The 17,911-nt window shown below is 71.0% G+C and carries 15 protein-coding genes; 7 read left to right on the forward strand and 8 right to left on the reverse strand.

Annotated elements, in window-relative coordinates:
• Positions 1 to 10: 10 nt before the first annotated feature.
• The 4 genes from IE206_RS07575 to IE206_RS07590 all read right to left on the reverse strand — a co-directional run bounded on the left by IE206_RS07575 (position 11) and on the right by IE206_RS07590 (position 5,205).
• Positions 11 to 2,113, reverse strand: a complete 2,103-nt coding sequence (locus IE206_RS07575; RefSeq protein ID WP_373300881.1) for a TerD family protein — start codon at positions 2,111 to 2,113, stop codon at positions 11 to 13.
• Between the two features lie 202 nt (positions 2,114 to 2,315).
• Positions 2,316 to 2,861, reverse strand: a complete 546-nt coding sequence (locus tag IE206_RS07580) for a hypothetical protein (protein WP_189961226.1) — start codon at positions 2,859 to 2,861, stop codon at positions 2,316 to 2,318.
• 134 nt (positions 2,862 to 2,995) lie between these two features.
• Entirely contained in the window at positions 2,996 to 4,342 is a 1,347-nt protein-coding gene (locus IE206_RS07585) for an MFS transporter (RefSeq protein ID WP_189961227.1), read from the reverse strand.
• A gap of 140 nt (positions 4,343 to 4,482) precedes the next feature.
• A complete protein-coding gene (locus IE206_RS07590) occupies positions 4,483 to 5,205 on the reverse strand; it encodes a DUF2293 domain-containing protein (protein ID WP_226598761.1) in 723 nt (240 codons plus the stop codon).
• Positions 5,206 to 5,408: 203 nt separating this feature from the next.
• Between IE206_RS07590 and IE206_RS07595 the strand changes: the two genes are divergently transcribed.
• A complete protein-coding gene (locus IE206_RS07595; protein ID WP_189961228.1) occupies positions 5,409 to 6,053 on the forward strand; it encodes a nucleoside/nucleotide kinase family protein in 645 nt (214 codons plus the stop codon).
• A 61-nt stretch (positions 6,054 to 6,114) separates the two neighbouring features.
• Here IE206_RS07595 and IE206_RS07600 read toward each other — a convergent pair whose 3' ends face one another.
• Together IE206_RS07600 and IE206_RS07605 are read right to left on the reverse strand one after the other, a co-directional pair.
• Entirely contained in the window at positions 6,115 to 7,041 is a 927-nt protein-coding gene (locus IE206_RS07600; RefSeq protein WP_189961229.1) for a carbohydrate kinase family protein, read from the reverse strand.
• Positions 7,038 to 7,952: a pseudouridine-5'-phosphate glycosidase gene (locus IE206_RS07605; protein WP_189961230.1), complete on the reverse strand. Its 915-nt coding sequence runs from the start codon at positions 7,950 to 7,952 to the stop codon at positions 7,038 to 7,040. Before IE206_RS07605 ends, IE206_RS07600 begins: the two co-directional genes overlap by 4 nt.
• Positions 7,953 to 8,198: 246 nt before the next feature.
• On the opposite strand from IE206_RS07605, the gene IE206_RS07610 reads away from it, so the two are divergent.
• Positions 8,199 to 8,600, forward strand: coding sequence for a cupin domain-containing protein (locus IE206_RS07610; protein ID WP_189961421.1), 402 nt, complete (start codon positions 8,199 to 8,201; stop codon positions 8,598 to 8,600).
• On the opposite strand, the gene IE206_RS07615 is transcribed toward IE206_RS07610, so the two are convergent.
• Complete coding sequence (locus IE206_RS07615; RefSeq protein ID WP_189961231.1) at positions 8,590 to 9,897, reverse strand: MFS transporter; 1,308 nt, start codon at positions 9,895 to 9,897, stop codon at positions 8,590 to 8,592. The two genes, IE206_RS07610 and IE206_RS07615, sit on opposite strands and share 11 nt — an antisense overlap.
• Before the next feature lie 61 nt (positions 9,898 to 9,958).
• Positions 9,959 to 10,510, reverse strand: coding sequence for a methylated-DNA--[protein]-cysteine S-methyltransferase (locus IE206_RS07620; RefSeq protein WP_189961232.1), 552 nt, complete (start codon positions 10,508 to 10,510; stop codon positions 9,959 to 9,961).
• A 273-nt stretch (positions 10,511 to 10,783) separates the two neighbouring features.
• Here IE206_RS07620 and IE206_RS07625 point away from each other — a divergent pair, with 273 nt between their 5' ends.
• The 5 genes from IE206_RS07625 (at position 10,784) to IE206_RS07645 (ending at position 17,910) form a co-directional block, all read left to right on the forward strand.
• Positions 10,784 to 11,659: an MHYT domain-containing protein gene (locus tag IE206_RS07625; RefSeq protein ID WP_189961233.1), complete on the forward strand. Its 876-nt coding sequence runs from the start codon at positions 10,784 to 10,786 to the stop codon at positions 11,657 to 11,659.
• A gap of 51 nt (positions 11,660 to 11,710) precedes the next feature.
• The gene (gene uvrB, locus IE206_RS07630; protein ID WP_189961234.1) at positions 11,711 to 13,834 is read left to right on the forward strand and encodes an excinuclease ABC subunit UvrB; all 2,124 of its coding nucleotides are present in this window, start codon (positions 11,711 to 11,713) and stop codon (positions 13,832 to 13,834) included.
• Positions 13,835 to 14,000: 166 nt separating this feature from the next.
• Positions 14,001 to 14,579, forward strand: a complete 579-nt coding sequence (locus tag IE206_RS07635; RefSeq protein ID WP_189961235.1) for a TerD family protein — start codon at positions 14,001 to 14,003, stop codon at positions 14,577 to 14,579.
• 140 nt (positions 14,580 to 14,719) lie between these two features.
• Positions 14,720 to 16,639: a TerD family protein gene (locus IE206_RS07640; protein ID WP_189961236.1), complete on the forward strand. Its 1,920-nt coding sequence runs from the start codon at positions 14,720 to 14,722 to the stop codon at positions 16,637 to 16,639.
• A gap of 290 nt (positions 16,640 to 16,929) precedes the next feature.
• The gene (locus tag IE206_RS07645) at positions 16,930 to 17,910 is read left to right on the forward strand and encodes a TerC family protein (protein ID WP_189961237.1); all 981 of its coding nucleotides are present in this window, start codon (positions 16,930 to 16,932) and stop codon (positions 17,908 to 17,910) included.
• Position 17,911 lies beyond the last annotated feature (1 nt).

Raw genomic sequence — 17,911 nt, forward strand, 5'->3', positions numbered from 1 at the left:
CCGGGCGGCCTCACGCCGAGGCCTCGGCAGCCTTGGCACGCTGTCCCGGGCGCGGCCGCTCCAACTGCGTGACCACACCGGCATGGAAGAGGTCGACAGCGGCGTCGACACCGCGGATGAACCCGGTCTCGGCGTTGCCGCGCGTACTGCCCACGCTCTTGGAGAGCGTCAGCCGGAACCCGGTGATCCGCTCGGATCCCCTCGGCAGCAGGTCCCCGGGCTCGGGGCGCAGCCTCTCCAGGGTGCCGCGCGGGCCGACCGTCTCCCCGTCCAGGAGCGTCTGCACATGCAGGTCGGCCGGTGCCTCGCCGAGCTGCTTCATCAGCTTCTTCACCCAGGTGAGCGGGTAGCCCTGTTCGGGCGCGGGAACTTCGATGGAGGTCCGGAGCCGCCCCATCCGCAGGTCGGCGACGATCGCGAGAATGCCGGGCGCCCCCTCCACCCGGATCTCCGCGTGCAACTGCCCGTCCACACAGAGCCGGCCCGCCAGTTCCGCCCGCCGCGACTGCGGGTCGGTGCCGCGCTTGGCCCGCTGCACCGGCACCACCTTCGTGCCGAGCTCACCGCCGAGCCGCAGACAGACCTGGCGGATCAGCCGCTCCCAGCTCTCGACGACCTGCACGGTACGTGGATCGCCGGGCGACAGGGTCTCCTCGTCGATCCCGTTGCGCACTGGGACCCATGCCGGGCCCATGTTCTGGAAGCCGTGGCAGCCGGAGTTCTCGTGCTGGAGATAGTGCAGAAGTTCCTGGAGGAGCCAGGCATGCGCCTCGTTGCGTACGCCCTCGTGCCGGATGAGGAGCTGCGCCTGGTGGGTGACCTCGGCCCAGGACAGATGCCACAGGGCGACCTTGTGCTTGCGTCGCCCGTCGGTCTTCACCTCGACCAGGGAACTTCCTTCCAGGGCAACGTCGTTGGACAGGGTGATGACCGCTTCGTAGCCCCGGCGGGCGGCGATGTCCATGTAGCCCTGGATCTGCTCGCTGCGCAGAGCGTTGCCGTTGGTCTTGGTCTCGACGAGCGCCGTCCACAGCTTCCCCGCGCGCTCCACCCGGATGACACCGTCGGGTCGCCTGGGGGTGTCGCCGTTGGGGAGCGAGACCTCGGTGAACGTCTCCATCCGCCCGGCGGGCGCACCGAAGGCGGCGGTGAGGCGGCGCCCGAATTCCGGCACCTGGGTCATCACGGCGAGCAGCACGGACGTCGCCCGCATTTCGCGTTCCCGGTCGCTCTTCAGCGAGGACGCGGGGAACAGCCGGGCGGCGCGCCACGCCTCGTTCTCCGCGAGCGAGCTCTTGGGTGCCTTCGGCAGCGTGACCTTCTTCTTGGCCGTACGGAGCCGACGTGCGGGCACGGCGGCGGGAGACTTGGCCGCGGCGGGCTCGGCGGAGCGCTGCACGGGCACTCCGCCGAGCGCGTCGGCACGTGGGGCAGTCTGAGCCTCAATGGGCCGGTCGGACAGGAGAGTCGGGGTGCTCGTCTCGACGGTGGGTGAGGCGTTGCCTTCGCTTTCGCCTTCGCCCGGGGCATCGAGGGGGCTCGGCTCGCCGTCCTGGTCGCTGTCGTCGTCCTCGTCGATCTCGATGCCGTAGTCGGTGGCGAGTCCGGCCAGACCGGAGTCGTACCCCTGGCCGATGGCCCGGAACTTCCAGGCTTCCGCGCGCCGGTAGATCTCGCCGAAGACGAACGCGCTTTCCGCGCCGGCGTCCGCTATGGAGAAGCCGAGCAGGTCGTCGCCGGAGCCGTCCGTCAGGGCGAGCCGGATGTTCTCCAGCTCGCCGAAATGTGCTCGCTGATGACGGCTGGCCGCGATGATGATCCGGTCGACGTCACCGGGAAACGCCGTCAGATCGAGCCGGATTCTGTCCTCGCTGCCGTTCTCGGTCGGAGCCGGGCCGAGGAGTTGCACCGTGCCGTCGGCGGCGGCCGGGTTGTTGTAGAAGTAGAAGTCCGCGTTGCCCCGCACCTTGCCGTTCGCGCCGAGCAGCAGCACGGAGACGTCGGCGTCGCCTTCGCCGCTCGGGCTGCTCCAGCTCAGGCTGACGATGACCGAGCCGGCGTTCTCGCTGAGCGCCGCCAGGCCCACGTTGGCACCCTTGACCATTTCGTGCATACGAGATCCCCCCACGGGATGGAGGGCCGCACGGGCAGGGCCGAACTGCCCTCTGTTCACGGAAAGTTCAGGCTCTCCCCACGAGCGCAACATTCAGCCTACTCGGCACTGCGCCTGCCACCTGGGGAAATGGGGGAAGTGGGGAAAGCCGTGGAAGAAACGGACGCACCGGGTCAGTGTGGGGGGGGCTCATGTGTTCGCGTCAGGTGTTCGCCGCCGCCCACTGGGTCAGTTTTCTGAAGTCCGCCTCCCGCAGACCCCGTCGTGGATGCACGCGCCACATCAGCGCGGGCGAATCGTGGTTGTCGCGCACGTAGGTCTCGTCCAGATCAGTGATCATGTCGTCGACCCAGGCGAACGGGCGGCCCGCCGCCCACTTCAGCAACGGTCTGGTCTTCCAGTACAGACCGTCCGGGTCGGTCGCGAAGAGTTCGGGCCAGGCTATGAACGGGAGGTCCGGCGGCAGGCCGACGGCGGGGGCGATCATTTCGTTCGCCTCGTTCATCCACGTGGTGGCCCAGGCCAGTTCGTACGGCAGGGAACGCAGCCGGGGGCCGTGGTCCGGGTTGAGGTAGACGCGCAGGCCGCGCCGGTGCCGTCGGGAACCCGGGGTCTGGCGGGCGAGCCAGCACGACGGGTGGAGCCGGTGGGCGCGGTAGCCGCGCAGCTGGGGGAGGCGGGCCCCGTACGGGTTGAGGGGGCCGTCCACGTCGAGGAGCAGCAGGGGGCGGTCCGGCGCAGTCGTCATGGGGGAGGGATACCCACGCGGGTGGCCCAAGTGCCGTGCCGCGCCGGGCAGTTGCGGAGGTCAGCCGTCCGTGGGCTCGCTGAGAGGGCCTCGGCTGCTCGATGCGGTCACCCATTCCCGCGTCCACCGGCGCCTCATCCGCCCGACGTCGTCACCGACTCGCGCGTCTCCGGGGCCCATGCCAGCGACACCAGCATGCCGACGAGGAGGACCGCCGCCAGCCAGTACATCGAGCCGCTCAGGCCGAGGTGCTCCAGACTCACCGGCAGGATGAACGTGCCGATGGCCGAGGCGATACGGCTCGTGCCGTTGAGGAAGCCGACGCCGGTGGCGCGCAGATGAGTCGGATAGAGCTCTGCGGGATACACCTGGGTGAGGTTTGAAGCGCCGGCCATCACAAAGGTGTAGACGAGGAACGGCACCATGAGGGCGATCGTCGACGCATGGGCGAAGGCACCCATCAGGGCCAGCGCCGCCGTCATGATGCCGAACGTGACGATCGTCAAGGGGCGGCGGCCGGTCTTCTGGAGGAACCAGAGACCTATGACGCCGCCGCCGAGCAGGAAGAGGTTGAGCAGCAGGTTCTGCAGGTCGGGGTCGGGGACGTGCAGTGCGGCCAGGATGGTCGGCATGAAGGTGTAGATCGCGAAGTACGGGAGCACCTGCGCGCTGTAGAAGACCGTGCCGAACCAGGTGCGCCTGGCCTGGCCGGGCGAGAAGAGTTCCCGGTACGCGGCGGTCGTGCTGGAGCCCCGCTCGGCCGGGGCGGCCTCGGCCGGGCCCAGCTCGGCCTTCAGGTACTTCCTGGCGATGTCCCGCGCCTCGGCCACCCGGCCCTGGCTGATCAGCCAGCTCGGCGACTCGGGCGTACCGATGCGGAGCAGCAGCACCAGGAGCGCGGGCACCGCGCCGGACGCGAGCAGCAGGTAGGCGGCGTCCTCCGACTTGCCGAGGTAGGTGCCGAGGATGCCCGCGATGACGTAACCGACGGTCCACATCACGGTGAGGGAGCCGAGCAGTACGCCCCGGAGCCTGCGGGGTGCGAACTCCGACAGCATCGTCGGGCCCACCGCGTAGTCCGCACCGAGCCCGAAGCCGATCAGCAGGCGCAGGGTGAAGAGGAGTGCCGGATCCCTGGCCCAGAGCTGGAGCGCGGAGGCGATGGTGATCAGGACGAAGTTGTAGATGTACAGCTTCTGGCGGCCGATGATGTCGCCGACCCGGCCGAGCACGATGCTGCCGAAGAAGAGGCCGATGAGCGCCGATGCGCCGAGCAGACCCTGCCAGACCCCTGAGAGGTGCCGGGCGTCGGTGAGGGTGGCGAGGACGGCGCCGATCATGCCGAGCGCGTAGCCGTCGGAGAAGTTCGCCCCGAACGTCGTCGCCGTCACCCGCAGGTGGAACGGGCGCAGCGGGGCTTCGTCGAGCGACGGGGCGAGTGGCTCGGGTGCGGTGGATTCCACGGTGGCCGGCTTCGGCATCGGCTGCTACCTCGCCTTGTGCATGGGCCCGCCCGGGGTGGCGGGGGATGGACGGCTTGGGTCGAGCGCAGCCATCCTGCCCTGCCGGAGCGCCGTAGGGGAATCGTTCTATGCGAAAGAACTGTGAGTGAATGGAATTCTTACATAAGAGGAGGCTGGTCTTCCGCGACCCTGGAGGCTACCTCGTCCGACCCGTCCGCCGCCCATGAGGCCAGCACGGCGTCGATGGCGGCGGCGACCCGGGCCCGCGCGCGGTGGTGCGGCACCCGCGCCATGAGCAGCGCGTCGTACTCGGTGTCCAGATGGCGGACGGAGGCGCGCACGGCGGCCGTCACCGCGAACTCGTCCAGCGCCCGGCCCGCCGCAGAGCGGCCCACCCGTCCGCTGCCCCGCACCGAGGCGTGCTCGGCGATGTCGCGGGCCCGCTCGGCCGGGCAGCGCGGAAACAGGCGCAGGATCTCGGCGGTCAGCGCCCCGGTGAACCGCACGTCCTCGGCGGCCCGGCGCCGGGCGTCCCGGGCCCGCCGCCGGGCCCGGGCCTCCGCGTCGGCCAGGCACGCGGCCTCCGCCGCAGCGAGGGCGGGCTCCTCGACGAAGACACCCTGGCGCTCGTAGCGCCGGCGGCGTCGGTTGAAGCGGACCACGACGGCGGAGAGCGAACTGCCCGCGCGGGCGCGACGGGTGAGCGCGGTGTCGCCGCGCGGCAGGAAGACCAGATGCCCCAGATCCGCGCAGTCCAGACAGAGCGGGGCGCCGGACTCCAGGACGATGTGCCGGAGCGGCGCGCGGTCGCAGTCGGCGCAGCGATGGTGGCGCCGGGGTTGTATGACGAGAATGCGGCGGCCCTCCTCGCATGGCCCCAAGTCCCTGGGTGCGTCCCTCCCCCTTCTCTGATTCCCCGCTCAACGACCGGTGGAACAGGGGGGATTGGAAGGTTCTCCTTCTCGGAAAGCGGCTGACGGACTTCGGTGCTTCGGTGCTTTGGTGCGCCGGGGGCCGGCCACGCCTCCGGGCCCGCTCCTCGTCCCGGGCCCGTACGCGATCCGGCACCCCGCATGATGGGGACGTGCGATTCGAAGCGATCACCTGGGAACGGCTGACCGACGCCCTCGCCGAGCGGGTCATGGATCTGAAGGCGGCCGACGGCGGTCCCTGGCTGCGCGTCGGCATCGACGGCGCCCCGGCGGCCCGCCCCGAAGAACTGGGCCGGCGCGTCGCGGAAACGCTTCGGCTGCGCGGCAGGTCCGTCCTTGCCGTCTCCACCGAGGGCTTCCTGCGGCCCGCGTCGCTGCGCTACGAATTCGGCCGTGAGGACCCGGACACGTACTACGACGGCTGGTTCGACACGGGCGCCCTGTGGCGCGAGGTGTTCGGGCCGCTGGAGCCGGGCGGCACCGGCCGCGTGCTGCCCGACCTGTGGGACCCGGCGACCGACCGGGCCACCCGGAGCCCCTACCAACTCCTCCCGGAGTCGGGCGTGTTGGTGCTGTACGGTCCCATGCTGCTGGGCCGCTGGTTCCCCTTCGATCTCACCGTGCACCTGCGTCTGTCGGCGCCCGCCCTGCGCCGCCGAACCGAAGAGAGCGCCCGCTGGACGCTCCCCGCGTTCGAGCGGTACGAGAGGGAGGTGGGGCCGGGCGAGGCGGCCGATGTGGTGGTGCGGGTGGACGATTTCCGGCATCCGGCTTGGGGGACGACGGCCGGCGGATGACGGACTCTGATATCTGATATCCGGCGTCTGTCCGTTGTCCGTCGCCCATCGCGCGCGATCGCTACCCGCCCCCCACCTCCGGCCGCCCTCCCACCACTCCCACCGCCAGCGCCCCCGCCCGGCACCCCGCCGTCGCGGCCTCCGCGGGCGACGCGCCGCTCAGGCGCGCGGCGAGGAAGGCGCCGGTGAACGCGTCGCCCGCGCCCGTGGAGTCCAGAGCCACCACCTTCGGCGCCGCAACCTTCGCGACCACCTCCCCGCCCGTGGCCACCAGCGCACCGGCCGCGCCCAGCGTGACCGCCACCAGGGGAAACTGCCGGCTCAACTTGGCCGCCGCGTCGGCCGGTTCGGGCAGTCCGGTCAGGAAGGCCGCCTCGTCCGCATTGGGAAGCAGCACGTCCACCCCCTCGGTCGCCGCCAGGAATCGTTCAACCCCCAGGTCCCCGATGAAGCCGGTCGACGCCGGGTCCAGGCTCACGATGACACCGGCCTGCCGGGCCGATTCCCGTGCTGCGAGCGCCAGTTGACGGCTCTGGTCGGCGAACAGCAGATAGCCCGAGAGGTGGAGATGCGCGATGCCGTCGAGGAGGTCGGGCGACCAGTCGGCGGGGTTCATGCGGTGGACGGCGCCGCTGTCGGTCAGGAAGGTGCGTTCGGCCGTCGCCGTGTCGACCAGCGCGATCACGGTCGCGGTGGGCGCGTCGGCATCCGGGATCAGCAGGGGCCGTACGCCGGAGCGGCGCAGCCGGAGGTCGTGCCAGGCGGCCGAGTCCCGGCCGACCCGGGCGAGCAGTCGTACGTCCGGGCAGCCCGAATGAGCCGCCCAGCAGGCAGCGTTGGCGCCCGCGCCGCCCGGCACCGTACGGATGTCGGCCGGGGTGTCCGTGGCGGGTGCGAGCGGGCCGCGGTGGCGGGCGACCACGTCGGTGACCACATCGCCGACGACGAGGAGCCCGCCGCCCGCGCGGCCGCCCCCGGCACCGCTCACAGCGCCGCCGCGATGTCCGCCGCGAGCCGGACGTTCCCGCGGACCGCCGCCACGTTGGCCTCCAGGGACGCGCCGTCCGTGTGCTGGACCAGGTGGCCGAGGAGGAAGGGCGTGACCGCCTGGCCCGTGATGCCCGCGGCGTGGCAGGCGGCGAGGCCCGAGGCGAGCACCTCGTCGTGCAGCCGGGGGTCGAGCTGCTCGGCCTCGGGCACCGGATTGGCGACGATCACCGCCGAGTCGAGCGCGAGCGCCCGATGGGCCCGGAGCACGTCCGCCGCTTCCTGGGGCGTCCGCACCGTCCAGTCGACCGGCTCGCCCGAACTGGACAAGTAGAACCCGGGGAAGTGTTCCGTGCCGTAGCCGACCACCGAGATGCCGAGCGTCTCCAGGCGCTGGAGCGTGGCCGGTACATCGAGGATCGACTTCACCCCCGCGCACACCACCGCGATCGGTGTCGTGGCGAGGAGCCGCAGGTCGGCCGACTCGTCCTGCGTCCGGGTCCACTCGCGGTGCACGCCGCCGAGCCCGCCGGTCGCGAAGACGCGCAGGCCCGCCCGCGCGGCCAGGAACGCGGTGGCCGACACGGTCGTCGCGCCGCTCGCCCCGGTGGCCAGCGCCATCGGCAGATCGCGGTGCCCGAGCTTGCGCATCTCCTCGTTGGCCACCCGCTCCAACTGGGCCTTGTCGAGGCCCACCCGGGGCTTCCCGTCGAGTACGGCGATCGTCGCGGGAACGGCTCCCCGGGCCCGCACCACCTGCTCCAGTTCGGTGGCGACCAGCAGATTGCGCGGCCGGGGGAGGCCGTGCGAGATGATCGTCGACTCCAGAGCGACGACCGGGCGGCCCTCGTCAAGAGCCGTCCGTACTTCTTCCGACACCTTGGTCTCATCAGGTACGTCGTCAAAGGGCATGTCCCATCCCTGGCACGCCCGACGGCCGGGTAAACGTTCAGCCACGACGGTCCGGGCGATGCGGCGGGCGGGTCAGGGGCGCGCGCCTCGACGGCTCAACTCGGCGTCGGCGCGGCCGGTTTGATCCACGGTGTACGAGGTAAGGGCACGCGCTGGACATACTGTCGCGCAAGGGCGCCCGGACCTGGCCGGACTGTCGGTCGAAGCCGCTGCCCGACGTGGCTAGATTGACCGGCCATGAGCACCATGGACCAAGCCTCTGCCGCACCTGCCGGTTCCGCCCCCGTCGACCCGAGCCCCCTCGCGCCCGCTTCCTTCGCCGTGCGTGTCCCCGATGCCGACCTGGAGCCGGAGCCGCTCGATCCGGAACAGATCGTGTCCGGCGCACCCGAGGTGACCGGGAAGGTGCTGTGGGAGTCGGCGGACGGGAAGCAGGTCCGGGGCATCTGGCAGATCACGCCGGGCGTGGTGACCGACACCGAGGCCGACGAGCTGTTCGTGGTGGTCAGCGGGCGCGCCACCGTCGAGGTGGAGGGCGGTGACACGCTGGAGATCGGTCCTGGCGATGCCTGTGTGCTGCGCGAGGGCGACCGCACCACGTGGACGGTTCACGAGACGCTGCGCAAGGCCTATCACATCAACTTGTAGGCGCCGCCGGGCTCTGTTCCTTCGCCCCGTGCCGACGGGAGGTGAACAGGGCGAGGCCTGCCATCGGCAGCAGCAGCGAGGCGCCCGCCGCGTTCAGCCAGCCATAGCCCGCGCGGGCCACGATCAGGCCCGCCGTGAGGCCGCCGAGACCCGCCGCCACGTTCATGGTCAGGTCGCACAGGCCTTGCACGGCGGCGCGGGCGGGGCCCGGCACCGAGTCGGTCAGCAGGGCCGAACCGGATACGAGCCCCGCCGACCAGCCGAGGCCCAGCAGGAACAGCCCGGCCATGGTCTGTCCGTGGCTCGCGCCCGCCGTGCCCGCCAGCAGGGCGGCGCAGCACAGCAGCCCGGCCGCGAGGCCGATCACGGAGAGCCGCCCGAGCCGGTCGGCGAGCCAGCCCATCACCGGTGAGAACGCGTACATGCCGGCGATGTGGATGCTGATGACGAGGCCGATCAGCTCGATGTCCGCGCCGTGACGGGTGAGCGCGACCGGTGTCATCGACATGATCGACACCATGGCGGTGTGCGACACGGCGACGGTGACGAGCGCCAGCCGGGCCCGCGGGGACTCCCTGACCGCCCTGACCCCGGCCCGCAGCGAGCGGGCCGCCGCGGAGTGCGCCGCGCCGCCGTCCAGCGCGCGGGCGGTCAGCAGCGGGTCCGGCCGGAGCAGCACGCCGACGAGCACGGCGGACAGCAGGAACACCCCGGCCGCCCAGACGAAGGGGCCCGCGGCCGCCGGTATGCCGAAGCGGGTGACACTGTGGCCGGCGGGCGCGGCTATGTTCGGGCCGAGCACGGCGCCGATCGTGGTGGCCCAGACCACGGTGGAGATGGCCCGGGCCCGCCGTTCCGGCTCGGCGAGGTCGGCGGCGGCGTACCGGGCCTGGAGGTTGCCGAGGGAGCCGGCGCCGAAGACGGCCATGCCGCACAGCAGCAGCGGGAAGCTGGCGATCACGGCGCCCGTGACCACGACCGCGGCGCCGGCCACCCCGAGGAGGTAGGCGAGCACCAGGCCGGGGCGGCGGCCGCGCCGGGTCATCAGCGCGGCCAGCGGCATCGCGAGGAGCGCGGGCCCGACCACCATCGACGCGGAGGCGAGCCCCGACAGGGCCTGGCTGCCGCTGACCTCGGCGGCAAGCACCGCGGCCAGCGCGATCCCCGTGGCGTTGGCGAGGCCGCCGAGTATCTGGCTCGCGATCAGCACGGCCGTGATGCGGCGCCGCAGCGCGGGCAGGGCCGCCGGATCGGGCACCGCACGGCCGGTGCCGGAGGCGTCGGAGAGCGTAGTCACCGGCGCAGTGTGCCAGCCCGTATCCGCGTACGAAACAGGTGGGCCAGGGGAATGGAGCTGCTCAGAACAGCGGCTGGGGCAGCACCCCTTCGAGCGCGAGCAGCTGCCGCTTGGTCTCCAGGCCGCCGCCGAATCCGCCGAGCCCGCCGTCGCTCTCCACCACGCGATGGCAGGGCACCACCACCGGCAGCGGGTTCGACCCCATGGCCGCGCCCACCGCCTGGGCCGCCCCGGGCTGGCCGACCCGGCCGGCCAGATCGCCGTAGCCCACCACCGACCCGTACGGCACCCCTGCCGCCAGCTCGCGCAGCACCTGCCGGTTGAACCCGGACGACAGCGACCAGTCGAGCGGCAGCGTGAACTCCCGCAGCGCGCCGCCGAAATAGGCCTTGATCTGGCGTATGGGCTCCTCCAGGGGGCCCGCCAGGCCGGGCACCGCCGGGGCCGGCTCCGTGCCGAACCGGGCGGCGAGCGCCCGCACGGCCCTCACGCGCACTGCTTCATCGGCGTGGAACACCACGTTCACCAGACCCTGCCCGGTCGCGGCCAGGAGCAGCGGGCCGATGTCGCTCTCGACGACGGCCCACTCGACGAACTGCGCATTGCTGTCCATGCCGACCACGGTACGACCGCCCACTGACAACGCGGCCCGCCCGCCGGACCCGCCCGGCCCCGCCCGGCCCCGAAACAGGCCTGCCGGGGTCGCGGGACGGGGGTGCCAAAGGGTGCATATCGTCACATAGAGGCACGCCTCAGTCGCCCGGAGTCGATAAATTGCCCGGAAAATGTTTGCCTGTCGCGCAGCGAGCCCTAATGTCGCCCCGAACCAGGGCCGCAATCAGGAGTAGGGCCTCTTCAGTCGGTACGGGGTGAAGGGCACACGGGTATGCACGGGACGGTCGACGGATTCAGCTATGGCCTTGTGACGCCGGTGGCGGCGTTCATCATGGCCTGCCTCGGTGGAGCGCTGGGCCTGCGCTGCACCGCCAGGTCTGTGCGGACCGAGCGCTCCTTCAAAGCCGCCTGGCTGGCGCTCGGCGCCACCTCCATAGGCTCGGGCATATGGACCATGCACTTCATCGCGATGATGGGCTTCACGGTCCACGAGGTACCGCTCGGCTACGACCGGGGCATCACCTTCGCCAGCCTCGCCGTCGCGATCGTGATGGTGGGCATCGGCATCTTCATCGTCGGCTACCGGGGCGCCACCCCCATGGCGCTCGTCACGGGGGGCACCGTCACCGGTCTCGGCGTGGCCACCATGCACTACCTGGGCATGGCCGGGATCACGATGAACGGCGAGTTCGAGTACAACACCGTCGTCGTCAGCGTCTCCGTGGTGATCGCGGTGGTGGCCGCCACGGCCGCGCTGTGGGCCGCCGTGTCCGTGCACGGTTTCCTGGCCAGCCTGGGTGCCAGCCTCGTCATGGGCATCGCCGTCAGCGGCATGCACTACACGGGGATGGCCGCGCTCAGCGTCCGGCTGCACGGCGCCGCCGCCAGTGCCGCCACCGCCGGGGCCGGCGGCGAGTCGCCCGCCTCCCTGCTCGCGCCCATGCTGATCGGGCCAGTCGCCTTCCTGATCCTCGCCGGGGTGGTCGTGATGTTCGACCCGCTCGTGGTGATGGGCAAGCCGGACTGGGAGAGGCGTCCGCCGCGCGCGATCCCCGCGCCCCGCCACCGCCCGTCCTTCCCGGAACGCACCAGCTGGGCGGCGTCCGAGCCGTCGCGAGAGGGCTCCGCCTCCCCGCACGACTGGTGACCGGAGCGCGATCGGACCCCGGTTGTCAGTGGCGGGTCGTACGGTGGTTGCATGCGGCCCGTTTCCAAGATCGAACGTACGGTGGCGCCCTTCGAGGTCGTCAGTCCCTACCAGCCCAGCGGTGACCAGCCGGCGGCCATCGCCGAGCTGGAGAAGCGCATCCGTGCAGGTGAGAAGGACGTCGTCCTCCTCGGCGCCACCGGCACCGGAAAGTCGGCGACGACTGCCTGGATGATCGAGAAGCTCCAGCGCCCCACGCTCGTGATGGCGCCGAACAAGACGCTGGCCGCCCAGCTGGCCAACGAGTTCCGCGAGCTGCTGCCCAACAACGCCGTCGAGTACTTCGTGTCGTACTACGACTACTACCAGCCCGAGGCGTACGTCCCGCAGTCGGACACCTACATCGAGAAGGACTCCTCGATCAACGAGGAGGTCGAGAGGCTGCGCCACTCGGCGACCAACTCGCTGCTCACCCGCCGCGACGTGATCGTGGTCGCGTCCGTCTCCTGCATCTACGGCCTCGGCACCCCGCAGGAGTACGTCGACCGGATGGTGCCGCTCAAGGTCGGCGACGAGATCGACCGCGACCAGCTGCTGCGCCGCTTCGTCGACATCCAGTACACCCGCAACGACGTGGCGTTCGCCCGCGGCACCTTCCGGGTGCGCGGCGACACCATCGAGATCTTCCCGGTCTACGAGGAACTGGCCGTCCGCATCGAGATGTTCGGGGACGAGATCGAGGCGCTCTCGACGCTCCACCCGGTCACCGGCGAGATCATCAGCGAGGACCAGTCGCTCTACGTCTTCCCCGCCAGCCACTACGTGGCGGGCCCGGAGCGCATGGAGAAGGCCGTCAACGGCATCGAGAAGGAGCTGGAGCAGCGCCTTGCCGAGCTGGAGAAGCAGGGCAAGCTCCTGGAGGCCCAGCGGCTGCGCATGCGCACCACGTACGACCTGGAGATGCTCCGCCAGATCGGCAGCTGCTCGGGCGTGGAGAACTACTCGATGCACTTCGACGGCCGCGAGCCCGGCACCGCGCCCAACACCCTGATCGACTACTTCCCCGAGGACTTCCTGCTGGTCCTCGACGAGTCGCATGTGACCGTGCCGCAGATCGGCGCGATGTACGAGGGCGACGCCTCCCGCAAGAGGACGCTCGTCGACCACGGCTTCCGGCTGCCCTCCGCGCTGGACAACCGGCCGCTGAAGTGGGAGGAGTTCCTCGGCCGCATCGGCCAGACGGTGTATCTGTCGGCGACCCCCGGCAAGTACGAACTCTCGCGCGGCGACGGCTTCGTGGAGCAGATCATCCGCCCGACCGGCCTGGTCGACCCGGAGGTCGTGGTCAAGCCCACCGAGGGCCAGATCGACGACCTGGTGCACGAGATCCGCAAGCGCACGGAGAAGGACGAGCGCGTCCTGGTCACCACGCTGACCAAGAAGATGGCCGAGGACCTCACCGACTACTTCCTCGAACTGGGCATCCAGGTGCGGTACTTGCACAGCGACGTCGACACGCTGCGCCGTATCGAGCTGCTGCGGGAACTGCGGGCCGGTGAGTACGACGTGCTGGTCGGCATCAACCTGCTGCGTGAGGGCCTCGACCTGCCCGAGGTATCCCTGGTGGCGATCCTCGACGCCGACAAGGAGGGCTTCCTGCGGTCGGGCACCTCCCTGATCCAGACCATCGGCCGTGCGGCCCGAAACGTCTCCGGCCAGGTCCACATGTACGCCGACCGCGTCACCCCGGCGATGGAGAAGGCCATCGAGGAGACCAACCGGCGCCGCGAGAAGCAGATCGCGTACAACAAAGAAAAGGGAATCGACCCGCAGCCGCTCCGGAAGAAGATCAACGACATCGTCGCGACCATCGCGCGCGAGGAGATCGACACCGAGGAACTGCTCGGCAGCGGATACCGCAAGGGCAAGGACGGCAAGGCGGCCAAGGCGCCGGTGCCCTCCCTCGGCGCCAAGGCGGCGAAGGCCGGCAAGGGAGCGAAGAAGGAGCTCACCGACCGTCCCGCGGCCGAACTGGCGGGAATCATCGAGGAGATGACCGACCGGATGCGGGCGGCCGCCGCGGACCTGCAGTTCGAGGTGGCGGCCCGGCTGCGCGACGAGGTCGGCGAGCTGAAGAAGGAGCTCCGCCAGATGAAGGAGGCGGGCCTCGCCTGACAGGCCGGCCGCGGGGGCGGATTCCTTGCGTGGGCGGTGTGTTGCAACACCGCCACAAAAAGCCCCCGCGTGGCCGCGTGGCCCGGTGGACTGCGTAGGGTCGGGCCCGAGACGTACAACAACGCAAAGCATGTCAAGAACGACACATGGGGAGAGGGGACAGCGCGTGACGGTCAATCTGTCCAAGGGTCAGGCCATCAGCCTGGAGAAGCAGGGTGGCGGCACCCTGACCGCGGTGCGGATGGGGCTCGGCTGGCAGGCGGCACCGCGCCGGGGCCTGTTCGGCAAGCGGACGCAGGAGATCGACCTGGACGCTTCGGCGGTGCTCTTCGCCGACAAGCAGCCCGTCGACGTGGTGTTCTTCCGCCACCTGTCCAGCGACGACGGCTCGGTCCGGCACACCGGTGACAACCTCGTGGGCGGCGCGGGCCAGGGCGGTGACGACGAGTCGATCCTGGTCGACCTCTCGCGCGTGCCGGTCCACATCGACCAGATCGTCTTCACGGTGAACTCGTTCACCGGCCAGACGTTCCAGGAGGTGCAGAACGCGTTCTGCCGCCTGGTCGACGAGACCAACGGCCAGGAGCTGGCCCGCTACACGCTGGACGGCGGCGGCCAGTACACCGCGCAGATCATGGCCAAGGTGCACCGGGTGGGCGCCGGCTGGCAGATGACCGCCATCGGAAACCCGGCCAACGGCCGCACCTTCCAGGACCTGATGCCGGCGATCCTGCCGCACCTCTGACCGCGCCGCGGTACCGAACACCGCAGTACAGAGCAGGACCGGACACCGCAGCTCCCGGAGGCACGATGCCGCCGGGAGCTGCACCGTAACCGCATACGCAGCACACGCACCACCATCAACTCGACGAGGGGACAGAGGCGATGACGGCCGAGCTGGTACGGGGGCAGAACCACCCCCTGCCCCAGACCCGACTGGAGATCCGGGTGTCGGCCGGCACCCCGATCGTGGCCGGTGCCACGCTCGGCGACGAGCAGGGCCGGGTGCGCGGGGCGGAGCAGGTCGCCCACCCCGGCGCGCCGAGCCTGCCCGGCCTGGAGGTCTCCCGGCAGGCCGCCGCCGACCACCGCCTGGCCGTGGACCTGGAGGCCCTGGGCGAGGGCGTGCACCGGGTCAACGTGCTCCTCGCGCTGCCGCTCGGGACGCCGGGGCCCAGCCGGTTCGCCGCGGTGGCCGCGCCCTTCGTCGCGGTCACCGGCCTCGACGGCACCGAGATCGCCAGCTACACCATCACCGGGCTCGGCGCCGAGTCCGCGGTCGTGGCCCTGGAGCTCTACCGCCGCCAGGGTGCCTGGAAGATCCGCGCCATCGGCCAGGGATACGCGGGCGGCCTCGCCGACATGCTGGCCGACCAGGGCCTGCCCGAGGCGGGGCAGCTGGCCACCGCCATCCAGGACGCGATCGCGCTCGGCGTCTCCCGTTCGGTGGCCGCGCCCCCGCCCCGTACGAGCGACGACGCCCGGGTGCGCGCGGCTGGGCCCGGAGCCTCGGGCGGGCCCGCACCGGCCGACGCCCAGCCGCCCGTCACCCCGCCCCAGCAGGCGGTCGGCGACGGCGGCCCCATCAACTACGCGCATCCCCGGCGCCAGACCAGCACGCCCCCGCCACCGGCCCCGGTCGCGCCGCCCGCGGCCCCGGGCGAGCCCGCGCAGCCCGTCGCGGGCGACGCGACCGGCTGGTCCATGGACGAGCGGCTCTACAACCAGGTGTGGGGCATGTTCGAGGACCTGGCCCGCGCCGTCGCCGCCTACCGCAGCGCCGTCGACTTCGCCGACTCGCGCATGGAGCAGGAGATCGACCGAGCCCTGTCCGACCCGCGCGGCCGCATGGGACCGGCCGGGGACCAGGCGCGCGAACAGGCCCGTGCCAAGCGGGAGGAACTCGTCGCCAGGGCCAGGGAGGCCCTCGACCGCGACCTCGGTCAGCTGACAGCCGAGTCCGAGGTCGTCGAGCCCGCCCTGCCGCCCGCGTACGCCCGCTGGGACAACCCGGTGTGGCACGCCTACCGGGTCCCGATGGAGCTCCCCATGGCCCTGCGGATCGGCGATCTGCAGCTGCCCGAGCAGCCGGAGCTGCGCATCCCCATGCTGGTCCGGCTGCCGCTCGAGCGCGGCCTGTGGATCGACTCGGGCCGCGGCGGCTCCGAGGCGGCCGCGTTCATGGACTCCGACCAGGTCAAGGGCCTGGCGGTGGACACCGCGGTGGCGATCGCGGCCCGGCTGCTCGCGGTGTATCCGGCCCATGAGTTCGCCGTCCACGTCATCGACCCGGCGGGCTCGGCCGCGGCCCGGCTCGCCCCGCTCACGCGGGCCGGGGTGCTCGCCGCACCTCCGGCGGCGGGCGCGGCCGGGGTGGCCGAGGTCCTTGCCCGGCTCATCGAGCGCGTGGACCTCGTACAGATGGCGGTACGGGCAGGGGCGGGCGCCGACGCGTTGCCGCCCGGGATGGACACCGCCGAGCAGCTTCTGATCGTCAACGACTTCCCGCACGGTTTCGACGACCGCGCCCTGAACCAGCTGCGCTACCTCGCCGACGAGGGCCCCTCGGTCGGCGTGCACCTGCTGATGGTCGCCGACCGTGAGGAGGCCAGCGAGTACGGGCCGGTCCTCCAGCCGCTGTGGCGCTCGCTGCTGCGGCTGACCCCGGTCCCCGACGACCACCTGGCCGACCCGTGGGTGGGTCACCCCTGGACGTACGAGCCGCCGCTCACGCCGCCCGGCAGCCGCATCCTGGAGCAGGTCCTCGGCCAGGTCGGCGAGGCCCGCGCCGCCTGGCCCCGCTAGCGCCCCTGCCCGCTCCGGAACGGCGCGGGCGACTCCACCGTAAGAGCTAGACCAAACGCCTCCGACCTGGCCATTTGGTCGATCTTTACCAATCTCTTTACCTTCTCTTGGTTATTCGGGTAGGCTGCCTCCAGCGGAGGGGAGTACTCCCGACTGCGGCGTTCCCGTCAATACGGACCCACGGGACGGGTCCCGGGGCGCCGGCCCGCGGCGCGAGGGAAGGCGCCCGGGTGGAAGAGACCTCCGGCAGCGACGACGCTGATCAGTAGCCGTACGACGCCGGAGGCGCAGTGGACGTTTCAATGACCCTGTGGGTACTGACCATTCTTGGTCTGTGTGCCCTGATCGCGGCCGACTTCTTCATCGGGCGCAAGCCCCATGACGTGTCGGTCAAGGAAGCCGGCATCTGGACCGTGGTCTGGATCGTGCTGGCCGCGCTCTTCGGCCTCGGCCTGCTGTTCTTCGGCAACAGCCAGGCGTCCGGCGAGTTCTTCGCGGGCTTCATCACCGAGAAGTCGCTCTCCGTCGACAACCTCTTCGTCTTCATCCTGATCATGGCGAAGTTCTCGGTGCCCTCGCATCTCCAGCAACGGGTGCTGCTGTTCGGCGTGTTGATCGCCCTCGTGCTGCGCGCGATCTTCATCGCGGCCGGTGCCGCGGTGATCGCCAACTTCTCCTGGGTCTTCTACATCTTCGGCGCGTTCCTGATCTACACCGCCTGGAAGCTCATCCAGGAGGCGCGCTCCGGCGAGGAGGAAGAGGAGTTCGAGGAGAACCGCCTCCTGAAGTCCGTCGAGAAGAAGTTCGGCGTCGCCGACAAGTACCACGGCACCAAGCTGTTCGTGGAGAAGAACGGCAAGAAGATCCTGACGCCGCTCATGGTCGTCATGCTCGCCATCGGCACCACCGACGTCCTCTTCGCGATGGACTCGATTCCCGCGATCTTCGGTCTCACGCAGGACCCGTACATCGTGTTCACCGCCAACGCCTTCGCACTGATGGGTCTGCGCCAGCTGTACTTCCTGATCGGCGGACTGCTCAAGAAGCTGGTGCACCTCAGCTACGGCCTGTCGGTGATCCTCGGCTTCATCGGAGTGAAGCTGGTGCTGCACGCCCTGCACGAGAACGGGGTGAGCGTCCCCGAGATCTCCATCCCGGTCTCGCTCGGCGTGATCTGTGGCGTGCTGGTCATCACCACGATCACCAGCCTCATCGCCGCCAAGAAGCAGACGGCGGCCGAGGAGCCCCAGAAGGACAGCATCGGCGCCTGAC

Origin of the sequence: Streptomyces violascens, assembly GCF_014649955.1 — a bacterium.
Taxonomy (GTDB): domain Bacteria; phylum Actinomycetota; class Actinomycetes; order Streptomycetales; family Streptomycetaceae; genus Streptomyces; species Streptomyces violascens.

Coding starts and splice junctions, on each gene's coding strand:
- IE206_RS07575 (WP_373300881.1), bottom strand. CDS start 2,113: ATGCACGAAATGGTCAAGGGTGCCAACGTGGGCCTGGCGGCGCTCAGC.
- IE206_RS07580 (WP_189961226.1), bottom strand. CDS start 2,861: ATGACGACTGCGCCGGACCGCCCCCTGCTGCTCCTCGACGTGGACGGC.
- IE206_RS07585 (WP_189961227.1), bottom strand. CDS start 4,342: ATGCCGAAGCCGGCCACCGTGGAATCCACCGCACCCGAGCCACTCGCC.
- IE206_RS07605 (WP_189961230.1), bottom strand. CDS start 7,952: ATGCCCTTTGACGACGTACCTGATGAGACCAAGGTGTCGGAAGAAGTA.
- IE206_RS07610 (WP_189961421.1), top strand. CDS start 8,199: ATGGACCAAGCCTCTGCCGCACCTGCCGGTTCCGCCCCCGTCGACCCG.
- IE206_RS07620 (WP_189961232.1), bottom strand. CDS start 10,510: ATGGACAGCAATGCGCAGTTCGTCGAGTGGGCCGTCGTCGAGAGCGAC.
- IE206_RS07625 (WP_189961233.1), top strand. CDS start 10,784: ATGCACGGGACGGTCGACGGATTCAGCTATGGCCTTGTGACGCCGGTG.
- uvrB (WP_189961234.1), top strand. CDS start 11,711: ATGCGGCCCGTTTCCAAGATCGAACGTACGGTGGCGCCCTTCGAGGTC.
- IE206_RS07640 (WP_189961236.1), top strand. CDS start 14,720: ATGACGGCCGAGCTGGTACGGGGGCAGAACCACCCCCTGCCCCAGACC.